The organism is Patulibacter medicamentivorans (assembly GCF_000240225.1).
Lineage (GTDB): Bacteria > Actinomycetota > Thermoleophilia > Solirubrobacterales > Solirubrobacteraceae > Patulibacter > Patulibacter medicamentivorans.
In genome coordinates this window covers 1-14,516 of the sequence record NZ_AGUD01000095.1, presented here as the reverse complement: position 1 = coordinate 14,516, position 14,516 = coordinate 1, and the positions used below count along the sequence as shown (strand labels likewise).

The window sequence follows — 14,516 nt, the reverse complement described above, 5'->3', positions numbered from 1 at the left end:
GGCGGCGCCGCGGCGGGCGGCGCGGCCAGCGGAGGCGGGGGCGGCGCGTCGGCCACCGGCGGATGGAAGACCGGCGGCGCGGTCGCCGGCGGGGGCGGCGGAGCGGCCGCCTCCGGCGGTGCCTGGTAGGCCTCGGTCGGCGGCTGCTCCATCAGCGCCGTCGCGTGCGGATCGGCGTCGTACGCCGCTCCCGCCTGCTCGGGCTCGTCCGCCCACTGCCCCTCGTCGTCTGCGATCTCCAGCTCGGCCGCGGTGACCGGGCCCAGCGCCTCACGCTCGAGTCGGGCGACGTCCACCGGGTCGGCCCCGTGGCGGCGCTTCAACTCGAGGTGCTCGCGGATCGCGTCGTCCAGCACGCCCATCGCTCTAACCCTACCCCTGCTCGGCGCTGGCGTCAGCCGTGACCGTTCGATTGCGTCCTTCGCGCTTGGCGCGATACAGCGCTCCGTCGGCCAACGCGACCAGTTCGCCGGTCTCCGCGCTGGCACCCGCGACGGTCCCGATCCCGACCGACGTCGTGACCCGCAGCTCGGTCCCGGTGCTGCTGGTGACGCGGATCTGCTCGACGCCGATCCGCAGCCGCTCGGCCAGCGTGATCGCCCCGGCGGCGTCGGTCGCCGGCAGGATCACTCCGAACTCCTCGCCGCCGAGGCGGGCCGGGGCGTCGATCCCGCGGACGCCGGAGCGCAGGGTCCAGGCGACCTCGCGCAGGACCGCGTCGCCCGTCTGGTGGCCGTGCTGGTCGTTGATCTCCTTGAAGCGGTCCAGGTCGAGGACCAGCAGCGAGACCGGGCGGCCGTCGCGGTGCGCGCGATCGACGGCGGCCGCCAGCAGCTCGTCGAAGCGACGGCGGTTGGAGAGGCCGGTGAGGGCGTCGGTGTGGGCCTCGCGCTCGGCCTCCTCGTGGCGGCCGACGTTCTCGAGCGAGACCGCGGCCTGGCCGGACAGGTAGGAGACCATCTCGGCGTCGGCGGCGGTGAACGGGACCTCGCGGCGGGCGACCGCGACGACGCCGTGGAGGCCGCCCTCGGTGCCCATCACGACGGCCAGCGCGTGCAGCTCGCCGTCGGAGACCAGCCCGTCGCCGCCCCCGCGGACCCGCGACTCGGCGGCGTCGATGACGGCTTCCAGGTCGCCGAGCTCGCCGGTCAGCGCGATCTCCTCGCGGTCGCCGACGGCCATCCGCGCGCGGCCGACGTCGGCCCGGACCCCGTCCGCGGCGGCCTGGGCGACGATCTCCAGCAGGCCCTCGCGGTCGAGGTTGGCGGCGAACGTCTCGCCGATCCGGCGGATCGCCGCCCGCAGCCGGGCCCGCTCGGCCTGCAGCTCGTCGAGCCGCCGCCGCAGCTGCCGGCTCATCGCGTTGAAGGCCTCGGCCAGCTGGGCGAGCTCGTCGTCGCCGGTGGCGGCGATCTCCTGGTCGAACTCGCCGCGGCCGAGCCGCTGGGCGCCGGCCAGCAGCTCGCCGACCTGGCGCTGGAGCGAGCGCGAGACGGCGAGCGCCCCGGCGGCCGCGAGCGCCAGGAACAGGATCAGGGTGCCGACCAGCGCCAGCCGCTCGCCCTTCGACGCCTTGGCCTGGGTGCCGGCCGCCAGCAGCACCACGTCCTGGGCCCCGGGCCCGAAGCCGCGCTGGCGGATGGTGACCGCGGTGAAGCCGCCCTTGCCGGTCGCGCCGACCTCACCCGGGCCCGGGATCACCCCGGTCGTGCGCACGACGCCGGCGATCACGCGCCCGTCGGAGGCGTTGCGGATCTGGACCTCGCGCCCGGTCAGGCGGGTCACGCGGCGGACGAACGCCTTCGGCCCGACGACCGAGGTCTCGAGATCGGCCAGCGGCCGCTTGTCCTTGGGGCTGATCAGCGTGTGCTGGGCGGGCAGGATCGCCGTCCTGCTGCCGACGTCGACGACGTCGCCGCCCTGCTTCAGCGTCAGCCGGATCCGGCGGGCGTCGGTCGTGGGGGCCAGCAGCTCGGCCGCCCGGGCGCGGACGGCGGCCGTGTCGCCCCGCTCCAGGGCCGCCGCGAGCGCGCGATCGCGGGCCAGCTGGCCGGAGACCGAGTCGGCCGCCTCCTGCTGCTCGCGCGCGACGCTCGAGACCGCTCGCGCCTCGGACGCGAGCGCCGATTCGACCTTGCCGCGAGCGGCCCCGTCGATGGTGCGCAGCAGCACGACGCCGACCGCGATCAGCGGCACGACGACCAGCAGCAGGAAGAAGAGGTTCAGCCGGGCCCGGAAGCTCACGCCGGGCGGAGCCTAGCCGTGTCGCCGTACGTCACGGCGCGCGTGGACGGATCAGCGGCCCCCGAGGGGGCCGCCGGCGGGGTCGCCGCGGAGGGCGGCGACCTCAGCTCGCGACCGGATCGAGGTCGCCGAGGAAGTCGACGAGGGCCTGCGTGAACTGGGCCTCGCCCTCGCGATGGGGCCAGTGGCCGGCACCGGGCACGACCAGCGCCGAGGAGCCCGCGCCGAGCTGCTTGGCGGTCTCCTCGAAGGTGCCGTCGAGGACGTGCTCGCCTCCGCCGCCGACGACCAGGCCGCGGACGTCGGGCACCTTCACCAGCTCGGCCGGGACCTTCATCGAGAGCGCGCGGTAGTAGTCCAGCGCGCCGCTCAGCGACCGCGGGTCGGCGAAGCAGGCGCGCACGTGGGCCAGGCACTGCTCGCGCGCGGGACCGTGCCAGCTGGGCGCCCAGCGGCGGTACAGCCCGTCGATGTAGGCGAAGTCGTTGCGCCGCGCGAGCCGCTCGGCGATCGGCAGCTTGTGGACGATGAAGTGCCGCGCCGTCCACAGCGTCGCCAGGTTCTGGGGCAGCAGCGTCGGGTGCGGCAGGGCGACCGGGACGATCGCGCGGACCCGCTCGGGGGCCAGGCTGGCGGCGCCGTAGGCGATCACGGAGCCCCAGTCGTGGCCGACGATCACCGCCTGGCGCTCGCCGAGGGCGTCGAGCAGCGAGAGCGGGTCGGCGGCGATCGTGAGCGCGTCGTAGGGCCGTCCGGGGACGATCGTCGCGGGGTGGTAGCCGCGCAGCCACGGCCGGACGGCGCGGAAACCGGCCGCGGCGACGGCCGCGGCGATCCCGTCCCAGCCGTGGGGCGTGTCGGGGAAGCCGTGGAGGAAGACGACCAGCGGCCCCTCCCCCGTGTCGGCGAAGACGTGCTCGCGCCCGTCCTCGCCGCTGATCCGTGTGAAGCCGTCGTCCATCGTCGTATCCCTTCGGCGTCCGCCCGGGCGGGGACTGCCAGCGGACGCCGCGAGCGTAGCGGGCGGCATCGCCCGTCCGCACCGGCACCGATCGGGCACCGTTCCGGCACTAGCCCACGGCGACCAGGTGCGGGACGGTGCAGCGAAGGCCCGAACGACGAAGGACGCCATGAGCACGATCCAGCAACGCCCCGCCGCGCTACCGCCGGAGCCCTCGACCGCCCTCGTCGACGCGACCGCTCCGGGAACCGTCGCCGACGCGATCGCGGAGCTGCTGACCCGGCTCGGCGTGCGCGCCGCGTTCGGCGTCTCGGGCGGCGGGATCGGCCCCCAGTGGGCGGCGCTGGAGCGCAGCGCGATCGAGGTCCTGCACTTCCGGCACGAGGCGGGCGCGGCCTTCGCCGCGCTCGAGCATTCGCTGGTCGACGACGCCCCGGTGGTCGTCTTCACCACCACCGGGCCCGGCCTGACGAACGCGATCACCGGCCTGCTGGCGGCGCGCTGGGAGGGGGCGCGGGTGATCCTGCTGTCGGCCGCGACCGGCAGCGGCCAGCGTGGCCGAGGCGCGATCCAGGAGACCAGCGGCTACCGGCTGGCGGCGACCGGGCTGCTGGAGGCCGGGGCCGTGTTCGACTACGCGGCCGTGGTCGACGACGCGGCCGAGCTGCCGCAGGTCGCGCGGCGGCTCGCCAACGGGGTCGGCCGACCCCAGGGCTTCGTCGCCCACGTCTGCCTGGCGACCGCGCTGCAGGCCGCGCCGCGGGCCACCGCGATCGCGGCGCCGGCGCCGCGCCCGGTCGTGGCCGGGCCCGATCCGGCGGTCGTCGCCGAGCTGGCCGAGCGGATCCGGCGCGAGCGGTTCGTCGTCTGGGCCGGGTTCGGCGCTCGCCGCGCCGCGCCCGAGGTCCGGCGGCTGCTGGAGCTGACCGGCGCGGTCGCGATCACGTCCCCGCGCGGGAAGGGGATCGTCGACGAGCACGGCGACGGCTGCGCCGGGGTGACGGGGCTGGGCGGCCACGGGCCGACGCTCGAGACGCTGCGGACGCTCGCGCCGTCGTTCGCGCTGGTGCTCGGGACCCGGCTGAGCGAGGGCACGTCGAGCTGGAGCCCGGCGCTCGTGCCGCCGAACGGGTTCGTCCAGGTCGATCTCGACCCCGAGGCGATCGGCGTCGCCTATCCCGAGGTCCCGACGCTGCCGGTCGTCGGCGACGTCCGGCTGGTGCTGCGGGCGCTGCTGCGCGAGCTCGAGCAGGATCCTCCGGCGCCCCGCCCGCGACCGGTCGTGGCCGATCCGTGGCCGAACGCGATGACGCCGCGGACCGGTCCCGGACCGGTCCGCCCGGCGGCGCTGCTGACGGCCCTCCAGCGCCAGGTCGTCGACCGCGACGTGCCGGTCCTGACCGACGGCGGCAGCGCGATGGTCTGGGGGATCCACCACCTGCGCGTGCGCGAGCCGGGTCGCTTCCGCCCGAGCACCGCCTGGGCGTCGATGGGCCACGGGACGACCGGCGTGCTCGGCGCCGCGCACGCCCGCTCGGGGCCCGCGGTCGCGCTCGTCGGCGACGGGGCGATGCAGATGCTCAACGAGCTCAACACCGCCGCAAAGCACGACCTGCAGGCGATCTGGGTGGTCCTCAACGACGCCCGCTACGGGATGGTCGAGCAGGGCATGCGCGCGCAGGGGCTGGCCGGCGACTTCCGCGGCGACGAGACCGCCTTCCCGCGGGTCGACCTGGCCAAGATGGCCGAGGCGATGGGCGTCCGCGGAATCCGGGTCGCGCGCGAGGAGCAGCTCGAGGACGCCCTCGCCCGGGCGCTGGCCGACGGCGGGCCGGTGGTCGTCGACGTGCGGATCGACCCGCACGCCGCCGCGCCGATGGGCAGCCGGATCGTGACCCTGCGGCTGCAGGGGGCGGAGGCCTGAGCGGACCGGGGCGGGCTCGTCAGACGACGACCCGCCCCAGCGGCACGTCCTCCCACCGCAGCTCGATCGCGGCGACGCCGGACGAGGGGCCGAGGGCGTAGGCCAGGACCGCGTCCCCGGGCCGCAGCCGATCGCCGGCGGCGGCCTCGTGGAGCCCGACCAGGGGCAGCGCGGGGCCGATGTTGGCGTAGCGCGGGTGGACGTCGAGGACCCGCTCCGGCGGCCAGCCGTAGATCCGCGCGGCGGTCGCGGCCAGCCACGCGGTCGGGGCGTAGGCGACGACCAGGTCGGGGGTCGTCGTCAGGCCGGCGAGGGCGCCGCGGAGGCTCTCGAAGTTCGAGCCGACCAGCTCGGCCCCGGTCTCGGGACGGGCCCGGACGCGCAGCCGCGGTGGGTCGGCGGCGACGTCGACCGCGAAGGCGTCGCGGGCGACGTGGTTGGCCCGCATCCCGCTCGCGGTCAGGGTCGGGCCGCTGGTCGCCTGGCCGTCGAGCAGCAGCGCCGCTCCAGCGTCGCCGAGGAACCAGCCGAAGCTGTCGCCCGGCTCGGCGATCCGGCTGTTGACGCAGGCGACGGCGATCAGCGCGCGGCGGATGCGGCCGCTGGCGATCAGCGCGTCGGCGGTGATCCAGGCGCTCAGCGCGCCGGCGTTCCAAGCCTCGACGTTCCAGGCCGCGGCATCGATCCCGAGCGCATGGGCCAGCTGGGCCGAGTCGCCGGGCCAGACCCGGTCGGACGGGACCGAGACGCTGAGCAGCAGGTCGACCTGCCCGGGCGCGACGTCGGCGATCGCCAGCGCCTCGCGGGCCGCGGCGAGGGCCAGCGCGGAGGAGGGCCGGTCGTCGGCCAGCCGGTGGCGCAGGACGGTGCCGGCGAACGGATCACCGTCGTAGCGGGCCTGCTCCTCGCGGAAGATCCGCTCGTCGTCGGAGCGGGTCGGGTCGGCTCCGGCGAAGGCGGTCTGGAGCCCCTGGCGGGTGATCGGGACCCGGGCGATCTCGTCGTTGGCGAGGACGGTCCGCGGGACGGCGACCGACAGGCCGACGACTCGCGCCCGGCGCTCAGCGGACATCGGCGACACCGCCCTGGAGGCCCTGCTCGACCTGGGCGGCGAGCCGGGCGGTGGCCTGCCGCAGGCAGCGGAAGTAGCTCGTCCTGCTCATGTGCAGCTCGAGCGCGACCCGCTCGTGGTTGCCGGCGGGGTCCAGGTAGGAGCGGCGCAGGACCTGCTCGAAGCGCTGCTCGGCGGGCGTGTCCCCGAAGGCCGCGGCGACGGCGGCGTCGAGCAGCGCCCGGACCGAGGCGACGCGATCCTCCGCGGTGGTGCCGACGGCGAGCGGGCTGTCGGCCAGGCGGTCGGGCCGGTGGTAGGCGCGGAGGGCGGCGCGGACCTGCTCCTCGACCCGCTGGCCCTCGCCGGAGCCGGTCGCCGGCTCGCCGCGGCGCGCGCGGACGCCGAACGGCGGCGGGGCGGCGCCCAGCTCGTAGAGGATCACGTCGCGCTGGGCGCCGAGCAGGCCGCGGGGACCGAAGTCGACCAGGTGGCACTCGAGGTGCTCGCCGGCGTGGCTGACGTCGAGGGCGGTCAGGTGCTCGGCGCCGGTGGCGGTCAGGAACGGGCTCCAGCGGTGGCTGCCGGCGCGGACGCTGAGGTAGGCGAAGCGCGGGTTCGACAGGCCGCAACGCAGGACGCTGGCGACGTGGAGGGCGCTGGAGAGGAAGGCCAGCGGGTGGCCGGCGAGGCGGCTGGAGTCGGCCGCCTCGCGCCAGATGATCGCGTTGCGGGTGGCCAGGACCCGGCGCGCGTGGGCGATCCGGGGGCCGAGGACGGGGTCGTCGTGGGCCAGCGGCGGGGCGTTCTCGGGCGTGACGGCGATGCAGTAGCCGAAGGGGCCGTGGTCGGCGTCGGAGACGACCGTGACGCGTTCCGGCGCCTCGTCGACGAAGCGCCGGGCCAGGTCCCACCAGGCAGCGCGGCCGATGCGCTCCATCGCGGGACCGAGCACGTCGGCGTCGCCGGCGCGGGCGTCGCGGAAGCGGTAGCGGTCGTCGTCGAGCCACTCGAAGCCGACGCGCAGGGCCTGGTTGCGGCTCAGCCGTCCGAGCTCGACGCAGAGCGAGATCCGGCCGTCGCGGGCCTGGTCGTAGAGGTGCTCGACGATCGCGCGGCGCAGCCGCAGCTCGGCCCCGGGGTCTCCGGCGGCGAGGGCGAAGGCGATCGCGCGCCGCGGGAGGGCGTGCAGGCGCAGGCCGCCGCCGGTGGCGCGGGCGAGGCCGGATTCGGCGAGCCACGCGAAGGCGTCGGTGCCGTCGCGGCCGAGGACGGCGGCGAGCAGGGCGGGGTCGACGGTGCGGGCGATCGCGGCGACGTGGAGGACGTCGTGGCACGAGGGCGGGACGGCGGCGGGGACCAGGCGGCGCAGCAGGCGGCGGTTGCGGCGCTCCTCGGCGGCGGGGGCGTGCCAGTCGGCGTCGGCGACGGCGGTGAGGTCCTCGGCGCCGAGGACGAGGCCGAGCGGCCAGCCGCCGGCCCAGCCGATGATCCGGGCGCGGGCGCCGGGGTCGGCGATCCCGAGGGCGTGGAGGATCCGGTCGGCGTCGGCGGGGGTCAGCTCGTCGAGCTCGTGCTCGGCGATCGCGTGGGCCCACTCCTCGGGCAGCCAGCTGGGCTCCGGGGGCCAGCGGCTGAGGAGCAGGATGGTGCCGTCGCCCTGGAGCGACGCGGCGGCCTCGCGCAGGCGCCCAGCGGCCTCGCCGGGGGTGCGGACGCCGTCGATGACGACCAGGCGGCGGTCGGCCGCGGCGGCGATCCGCCGGGCCTCGCGACCGAGCGCGGTCTTGCCGCTGCCGGGCGGGCCGTGGAGCACGCCGACGCGGTGGTGGTGGTCGTCGGCCGCCAGCAGCCGCATCAGCCAGCGGACGGCGGCGCTCCGGCCCACGATCGGTTCCGGTGTGGTGGCTGCCCCCGCGTCGTCTCCGTCCGATTCCATCTTCCGGCGCCCCCGCTCGACCTGCCGCCCCGACCGCCCGGAGCCGACCCCCGCGGCGGGCCGACCGACCCGACGGCAAGTATCGGCCAGCGCCCCTCCGGGTCCGCCCCCAAATCTTTCCCCACACCCCTGCCCCGCGCCCGCGCCCCGCAGATCGCCCGACACCCCGAGCCCGCGTCCGGCTATCCTTCGGAGTCCCTTCGGGGCTATAGCTCAGCTGGGAGAGCGCCTGGATCGCACCCAGGAGGTCGTCGGTTCGAGCCCGACTAGCTCCACCTCAGGAAACGCAGCACCGGAACCCCCGCGGAAGCGGGGGTCCCGCCGTTTCACCTGGCATAGAGCGGCGATGCGAGCCGGGCACCGCGGCCGAGTGGGTAGCGCCAGTGGGTAGCACTCGCCCGCCGGAACACGGCGACGCCTGCCTCATCTCCGTCGGCTTCCGAGGGCGGATCACGACTCGACGCTGCCCGTCAAGAGCCATCGTTCGAGCACGGGGCGCACGACGAGAATCGAATGTCCGAGCCGGCGTGCACCGGGAAGTGCGTCTTTCTCGGCGAGCAGGTACACCTGCCGCCGCGAGCACCCGAGCAGGGCCGCAGCCTCGGCCGCCGACATGACGTCCGAGGGATCGAGTCGATCCACGTGGGCGCTGCTTGCCCCGGCCGCCTTTGGACCCATAGCTAGAACCCTGCGGTGCCGACGAGCCGCAGAGCACTCGACCGCAGGTGGGGACGGCGCGTCATCATAGGCAACTTATACCACTTAACACACTTTACGACGCACGGATCGGTGCCTGTCGGTGGAAAGACGGGCACCGACCCCGGCGGCCCTACCGGGGCCGCGAGTCAGTGCCGACCGGTAGACCGTGGGGCCGGTCGGCGACCTTCGCCAGCGCGTCGAACGCGGTGGCGAGGGCTTGAAACGCGCTGGAGAGCTCCCCGAGTTTTCCCGTGCGGGCGGTGAGAGCCGCTTGGCGTTCGGCGCTTTCGACGGCGACCCATTCGGCGCAGAGCCAGCGATGCGGTGCGGCCAGCTCGCCGCCGAGGACATCGAGCTCGCGGCCCTCGTCCGGGAGCGTCGCCCACTCCAGTCCGGCATTCTGCGCACTGCGGCCGACGGCGGCCATCTCGCCAGCGGCCTCAGCGGTTGCCTGAAGGCGGGACGCTAGGCCCGGGGTCCCGGGGGCCGCGGCGACGTGGTCCGCCAGCGCCCTGGACCATGCGGCCTCCGCGGCTCGTGCCTGGTCCCAGACTTTGCGCTTCGGCGGCACGGGCGGCATCGGGTGGGGGTCTACCAGAACCCTCACGCGCCGGACCGCGCGGCGAGAGGGCTGACGACTGCTTGTTGGACCTCGTTGGTGCGTTGGACGCCGACATGGACGTGGTCGTTGTGGTTGCCGCCCTTCTGCGTCTTCCAGATGATCTGGAAGCGGAAGTCACCGTGGGTGATGTTCACGAGCCCGCCGCGCTTGCCGCTGGCCACTGCGTCGGGTTCGCTCTGACCGGCGACGCGGAAGGCGGCGGCGGCGATGAGGTCGCCCTTGCCGCCGCCGGATGCTGGGAAGCTGTTGGCGGAGCTGCAGATGTCAACACCGTTGCCATCCCAGTGGTCTGAGACGTTGCCGGAGCTCGAGAGTCGGTTGTGGTTGGTGCCGGTGCAGACCGTGATCGGGTGGCCGTAGTAGCCGGCGATCTTTCGCATCACGGTCTTCATGTCCTCGGTGACTGCGACGCCGGGGCGGTTGGCGTTCGGGGTGTAGGTGACCTGCCCGTCGGTGCCGTCGGCGAGGACTCCATCGGCTGCGGGTGCCTCGCACTGGCCCGCAGAGGTGCCGTCGGGGTCGCCGACGTTGACGAGCTCGGTGGTCTTGTCGCCGCCCTTGAAGCCGTAGGCCTTCGCGCGGGTCATGACCTCGTCGGCGTAGTTGGCGACGCCGTCGGAGCAGGCGCCGTAGTAGTCGCAGGCGGCCTGGCGGTATTTCGCTTCGGATCCGCCGGCGGGCGGGGCTCCTTTTTCTTTTCGGAGGCCTTTGGCGGCGCCGCAGATGTTGTCCCAGGGGTCAAGGACGTCCATCTTGCCGTCGTCGTTGCCGTCGCATTTGTTGCGGTCCCAGTAGTGGCCGCAGCGGCCGCCGACGCCGAGTTGCATCCAGCCGACGCATCCGGAGCCGTTGACCGCGTTGATCGTGGGGCAGCGGCCGTGGTTGCACTCTTGGGCGCCGATCGAGGCGAGGAACGCGACGTCGATGTTCTGCTGCTTCGCGGCGCTGTAGTACATCTCTGCTGCGTTCTTCGGGATGTCGTCCTTGGCGGCCGCGCTGAGGATGCCGACGTCGTCGGTGCTCTCGTCGTCGTTGCAGTCGTCGTTCCCGCTGCCGCCGATGGCGAAGGCGACGAGGGCGAGGACGACGAGCGCGAGGCCGCCGCCGACGCGCAGCACGGAGCCCACGGCTCAGTCCTGGCTCGTGAAGAGGTCGGTGACGCGCCACGCGGTTCCGACGCGCGTCATCGTCGCCACGAGTGGGATCCGCAGATCACCGTCGACGAACGTCGCGGTGAGCTGCAGCGTCGTGCCCTGGGGCTCAGCGTCGACGTCCCGGGCGACGTAGTGGGATTTGGGGTCGTCGGGTTCGCGGCGGTCCGGGGTGGCGGTGATCGATTGGGCGACCTCGACGGTCGCGCCGGCCGCGGCGAGGTCGCCGGGGTCGCGGGTGCCGTTGAGGTACCCGGCGAACACGTCGGCGAAGCGCTGGGCGGTCGACTGTCCCTCGGCGAGGGACGCGGCGGAGGAGGAGAGCGCGGTCGGCGGACCGGCCGGACGGGCGGGGGCCTGGGTGCCGCCGGGGCGCTGGAGGAGGACCGCGACGCCGATCGTCGTGGCGACGATCGCGGCGGTCAGGAGGGCGGTGCTACGAGGCGTTCTCGGGGTCATGGAAGGGCTGTCTGGTGAAGAGACCCCATTCGGGGTCAAAGAGCCCCCCGCCCGGTCGCTCCGCGCGCTGGCCCGACGCGGGCGCCGCGCTGGTTCCTGCGGAGGCGCCGTCGATGAACTCCGAGAGCGACGCCTTGAAGATGCGGAACTCGCGGTGCCCGAGACGGGTGCACTCCAGCGTGCCGTCCTTTGCCCAGCGACGAATGGTCTGCGGGTGCTTGCCGGTCATCTCTGCCGCCTGGGCGACGGTGACGGTGTCGGTGAGCACTCGAGGCTGAGGAAGTGACGGCGGAGCGGTCGGTACGTCACCCGACCGCTTCTTGGCGGCCGACTGCTTGGGGGTGGAAGGCATACGGGTCCTTTCCGGGATCCATCGTACGCACATCACGCTCATCTATGTGGCGTGTGTTGCCTACGTGCGTTATAAGTCGTCGGGTTAGCGTATCCAACACCTCGAGGACCATGAGCCCTTTTCAGCAGACCCCTACGGGGGGCCGCCTCGTCCTGGCGCAGGCCCAGACCACGACGGGCACCTCCACCGCACAGCAGAAGGCGAAGACCACCCCGACGAAGCCCGCAGCGTCGGCTGGTGGGACGCCGCAGTTCGAGGTCAAGCCGGACCTCTCTGGGATCCCCGGCGCCCAGGTGGCGGGCCAGAACGGGATCAACCTCGTCGGTGGCCTGGTGCTGATGGCGATCGTGATCTTCACGCTGATCGGCATCGGCCGGATGGCCGTCGGCACGGGGTTCGACATGCCCGACCATTCGCAGGGCGGCAAGAAGATGCTGCTCTACGCCGTGCCGCTGGCGTTCGCGGCGTCGCTGGTCGGCCAGCTGGTCGGCTGGGGCTTCACGTTGGGCGTCTAAGTGTTCGACGAGACGTCCACCAGACGCACCCGGACGCTGCAAACCCTCGCGCTGCTCGCCGTCCTGACCGTCGGCATCGCCCTCGGCCGACTGTCGGCCCCGAAGGCCCAGGAGCCGACATCGGCGGGCCCCGGGGGTGTGCAGGTCGGGTTCCCGGGCAGCGCGTCCGGGGCGCGCGCCGCAGCACTGGAGTTCACGACCGCGCGGATGCGCACCGTCCTGCTCCCTGCCCGGACACGGCGGGCGATGCTGGCCCGGATCGGCACCCCGGCCTTCGCAGCCCGCGCCGTGCGCGAAGACGCAGCGAACGACCTCTCGGGTCTCGGGCAGAACACTGCGCGGGTCAGGTACCTGACCACCGGACTCAGCACCCGTCTGGAAGCGTTCGGGGGTGGTCGGGCGCGTGTGGTGGTCTGGGCGATGCGTGCGCTTTCCGGGGTCGTGCTTCCGGTCGCGTCGTTCACGACCCAGGTCGTCGATCTCGAGCGGACCCGCGACGACTGGCGGGTCACCGGGATGCGCGACGCCCGGCGTCAGGCGATCCCGCGGGTGCTGCAGGCCGGTGGGAAGACGGCGACCAACGCCGTGCTGAGCGGCATGGTCCCGGCGTCCTATGGCACGCCGTAGGACCACGGCAGCTCGCTGGCTGCTGGCGGTCGCAACCACCCTGCTCGCGGTCGCCGCGAGCGCGCCGCCCGCGGCTGCGGACTCAGGTGCGAGCAGGACGGTCAAGCCCGCGTTCTGTGACGCGTTGAAGGTCGGGCCGGTCGTGCGCAGCGAGGTCGGGCACGTCGTGCTGGGCTGCCGGGCGTCGGGGACCGCACCGGACGCCCTCGCCGGCCGCGCGAAGGCGCAGGGGTGGACGACGCTGATGGACGACGAGCTCGCCGACGTCGCCTACAAGGCCGTCATCAAGCGCGTCAACCGCGCCTGGGACGCCGCAAAGGCCACCCTCCCCCCACCGGACCGAGATCTGCTGGCCGGGGCAATGCGGGTTCGGCAGGACAAGGCATATCAGCAGCTGCTGACGCTGAATCGGATGGTCGTCGACGGCCGGATGAACAAGGACTTCAAGGCCAGCGCGGGGGAGAAGGAGGAGTTCGCCAACGTCAACACGCGCTACGCGATGTTGCAGCCCACCCAGATGTGGGACCAGGAGACGGCGACCGATTACTACGCCCGCCTGGACGCAGCGATGGGTGCTGACAAGAACGGGCTCAAGGACTACCGGGACGAGTACGACGACGTCACCGGCGCGAACGCCTCCACCGCGACCAAGGCCCTGTGCAGCACGCGGACCGCCTTCGCGCAGCTGGCCGACGCCTCGACGTCGAAGCGGGTGAAGAACGCGCTCTGCCGGGCGAACCTGACGAAGAACGCGAAGAAGGCGGTCGACGGCGCCGCGTCGGCGGTCGCCGGATGGGTCGGCGAGAAGCTTTGGAAGGGCATCTTCGCGCCGCTGATCAAGTCCATAAACGAGGCCGCGACCTGGGCGGCGACCGAGTTGGCGGAGCAGATGGACCGCCTGGTCGACGTCAACTTCAACCGTGCGTGGATGAGGACGCTGATCAGCCGCTCGGCCGGGGTGGCCCTCATCGTCGGCACCCTCGCAGCGCTGATGGGCCTGCTAGGCGCCGTCATGCGCGGCAGCGGCCGTGAGGCCGGCGAGGTCCTCGGGAGGGCGATGACCATCGGCGTGGTCACCGGCATGGTTCTCGCCGTCATGCAGATCGCCGCCGCGCTGGGCACGGCGTTCACGCAGGTGATGGTTGGCCCTCGTGGCGACGTCGCGGGGCCGATCGGACAGCTGACGGAGAACTTCACCAAGTCGATGGTCGACGGGAAAGTCCCCGAGTTCATGGCGCTGATCTTTCTGCTGCTCCTGCTGCTGGGACTGGTGCTGCTGATGCTTGAGCTTGCGTTCCGCGGGCCCCTGCTGCTGATGCTGGCGCTGCTCTATCCGCCGATCTACGCGTCCTCGGCGCTACGCCCGGGCCGCGAGACGCTGCAGAACGTCAACGGCCTGATCATCGGGCTGCTGCTTGTTCCATTCGTCGCCGTCCTCGGTCTCAGTGTGGCCGGCAGCCTCGCGCAAGAGGCCCACGACTGGGTCACCTTGCTGATCGCCGTCTGTGCGCTGCTAGCCGCCAGCGGCCTGCCGCTCCTGGTGATGGTGTTGATCAGTCCCGCCGCAGGGTTCATCGCCGGTATGTCCGGACGCGCGGCGATGGGTCAGGCCGCCAAGGCGGGTCGCGCCGGCGCCGGGGTCGGCGGGTCCGCCGCCAGCGGCGCCGGGCGCGCCGCCAAGATCGGTGGCAACGCCGCAGAGAAGGCCGCCCGAGGAGGCGGCCGGATGGCCGCCAGCGGGGTCGCCGCGATCCGTTCCCGCCGCGGCGGTGGAGGCGGCACCTCGGGCGGCGCAGCGAGCGCTTCGGGCGGCCCGGACAGCCCCAGCGGATCGGGCGGCACGGGCGGAGGCGGGCGCGGACGCGGCGGAGGGCCCGCTGGCTCTCCCGCCGGACGGGGTTCGGGCTCGTCTGCCTTGGGCGCCGGCGGAGCGCCGGGCCCCAGTGCCGGCCGGTCCGGCGCGGCGGGCCCC

Annotated in this window: 12 protein-coding genes, 1 tRNA gene and 2 pseudogenes; 5 read left to right on the top strand and 10 right to left on the bottom strand. The window is 74.0% G+C overall.

What is annotated here, in order from left to right; all coding sequences use genetic code 11:
- From PAI11_RS26960 to PAI11_RS08280, 3 genes and pseudogenes are all read right to left on the bottom strand, one after another.
- Positions 1-362, bottom strand: a pseudogene (locus PAI11_RS26960) (hypothetical protein); the annotation flags it as partial.
- A gap of 10 nt (positions 363-372) precedes the next feature.
- Entirely contained in the window at positions 373-2,244 is a 1,872-nt protein-coding gene (locus PAI11_RS24140) for a diguanylate cyclase (RefSeq protein ID WP_007572980.1), read from the bottom strand.
- A 103-nt stretch (positions 2,245-2,347) separates the two neighbouring features.
- Positions 2,348-3,205 (bottom strand): alpha/beta fold hydrolase, encoded by an 858-nt coding sequence (locus tag PAI11_RS08280; RefSeq protein WP_007572978.1) that lies wholly within the window; start codon positions 3,203-3,205, stop codon positions 2,348-2,350.
- 169 nt (positions 3,206-3,374) lie between these two features.
- On the opposite strand from PAI11_RS08280, the gene PAI11_RS08275 reads away from it, so the two are divergent.
- A complete protein-coding gene (locus PAI11_RS08275) occupies positions 3,375-5,129 on the top strand; it encodes a thiamine pyrophosphate-binding protein (RefSeq protein WP_007572976.1) in 1,755 nt (584 codons plus the stop codon).
- Positions 5,130-5,148: 19 nt separating this feature from the next.
- Here the strand turns inward: PAI11_RS08275 and PAI11_RS08270 are convergent, their stop codons facing one another.
- Positions 5,149-6,201, bottom strand: a complete 1,053-nt coding sequence (locus PAI11_RS08270; RefSeq protein WP_138974175.1) for a beta-ketoacyl-[acyl-carrier-protein] synthase family protein — start codon at positions 6,199-6,201, stop codon at positions 5,149-5,151.
- Entirely contained in the window at positions 6,191-8,068 is a 1,878-nt protein-coding gene (locus PAI11_RS08265; RefSeq protein ID WP_040599243.1) for a hypothetical protein, read from the bottom strand. The genes PAI11_RS08270 and PAI11_RS08265 overlap by 11 nt, the downstream gene beginning before the upstream one ends.
- Before the next feature lie 253 nt (positions 8,069-8,321).
- Between PAI11_RS08265 and PAI11_RS08260 the strand changes: the two genes are divergently transcribed.
- Positions 8,322-8,394, top strand: a tRNA-Ala gene (locus PAI11_RS08260).
- Positions 8,395-8,569: 175 nt separating this feature from the next.
- On the opposite strand, the gene PAI11_RS08255 is transcribed toward PAI11_RS08260, so the two are convergent.
- From PAI11_RS08255 to PAI11_RS08235, 5 genes are all read right to left on the bottom strand, one after another.
- The gene (locus PAI11_RS08255; RefSeq protein ID WP_170320704.1) at positions 8,570-8,761 is read right to left on the bottom strand and encodes a helix-turn-helix domain-containing protein; all 192 of its coding nucleotides are present in this window, start codon (positions 8,759-8,761) and stop codon (positions 8,570-8,572) included.
- A 187-nt stretch (positions 8,762-8,948) separates the two neighbouring features.
- Positions 8,949-9,245 carry a hypothetical protein gene (locus PAI11_RS08250; protein WP_138974174.1) on the bottom strand — a complete coding sequence of 99 codons (297 nt, stop codon included), beginning with the start codon at positions 9,243-9,245 and terminating at the stop codon, positions 8,949-8,951.
- Positions 9,246-9,421: 176 nt separating this feature from the next.
- Positions 9,422-10,567, bottom strand: a complete 1,146-nt coding sequence (locus tag PAI11_RS08245) for a hypothetical protein (RefSeq protein ID WP_040599237.1) — start codon at positions 10,565-10,567, stop codon at positions 9,422-9,424.
- A 3-nt stretch (positions 10,568-10,570) separates the two neighbouring features.
- Positions 10,571-11,050, bottom strand: coding sequence for a hypothetical protein (locus tag PAI11_RS08240; protein WP_040599234.1), 480 nt, complete (start codon positions 11,048-11,050; stop codon positions 10,571-10,573).
- The gene (locus PAI11_RS08235; RefSeq protein ID WP_040599231.1) at positions 11,028-11,318 is read right to left on the bottom strand and encodes a helix-turn-helix domain-containing protein; all 291 of its coding nucleotides are present in this window, start codon (positions 11,316-11,318) and stop codon (positions 11,028-11,030) included. Before PAI11_RS08235 ends, PAI11_RS08240 begins: the two co-directional genes overlap by 23 nt.
- A gap of 194 nt (positions 11,319-11,512) precedes the next feature.
- Between PAI11_RS08235 and PAI11_RS26220 the strand changes: the two genes are divergently transcribed.
- From PAI11_RS26220 to PAI11_RS24135, 3 genes and pseudogenes are all read left to right on the top strand, one after another.
- Positions 11,513-11,917, top strand: a complete 405-nt coding sequence (locus tag PAI11_RS26220; RefSeq protein ID WP_138974173.1) for a hypothetical protein — start codon at positions 11,513-11,515, stop codon at positions 11,915-11,917.
- Positions 11,918-12,544: a hypothetical protein gene (locus tag PAI11_RS08225; protein WP_040599228.1), complete on the top strand. Its 627-nt coding sequence runs from the start codon at positions 11,918-11,920 to the stop codon at positions 12,542-12,544. It abuts the gene before it with no gap.
- Positions 12,531-14,516: pseudogene (locus tag PAI11_RS24135) on the top strand (hypothetical protein); the annotation flags it as partial. The gene PAI11_RS08225 and the pseudogene PAI11_RS24135, both read left to right, overlap by 14 nt.

Bases quoted from the DNA above. Each gene is read 5' to 3' on its own strand.
- PAI11_RS08280 (WP_007572978.1), bottom strand. From the start codon at position 3,205: ATGGACGACGGCTTCACACGGATCAGCGGCGAGGACGGGCGCGAGCAC.
- PAI11_RS08275 (WP_007572976.1), top strand. From the start codon at position 3,375: ATGAGCACGATCCAGCAACGCCCCGCCGCGCTACCGCCGGAGCCCTCG.
- PAI11_RS08270 (WP_138974175.1), bottom strand. From the start codon at position 6,201: ATGTCCGCTGAGCGCCGGGCGCGAGTCGTCGGCCTGTCGGTCGCCGTC.
- PAI11_RS08250 (WP_138974174.1), bottom strand. From the start codon at position 9,245: ATGGCCGCCGTCGGCCGCAGTGCGCAGAATGCCGGACTGGAGTGGGCG.
- PAI11_RS08240 (WP_040599234.1), bottom strand. From the start codon at position 11,050: ATGACCCCGAGAACGCCTCGTAGCACCGCCCTCCTGACCGCCGCGATC.
- PAI11_RS26220 (WP_138974173.1), top strand. From the start codon at position 11,513: ATGAGCCCTTTTCAGCAGACCCCTACGGGGGGCCGCCTCGTCCTGGCG.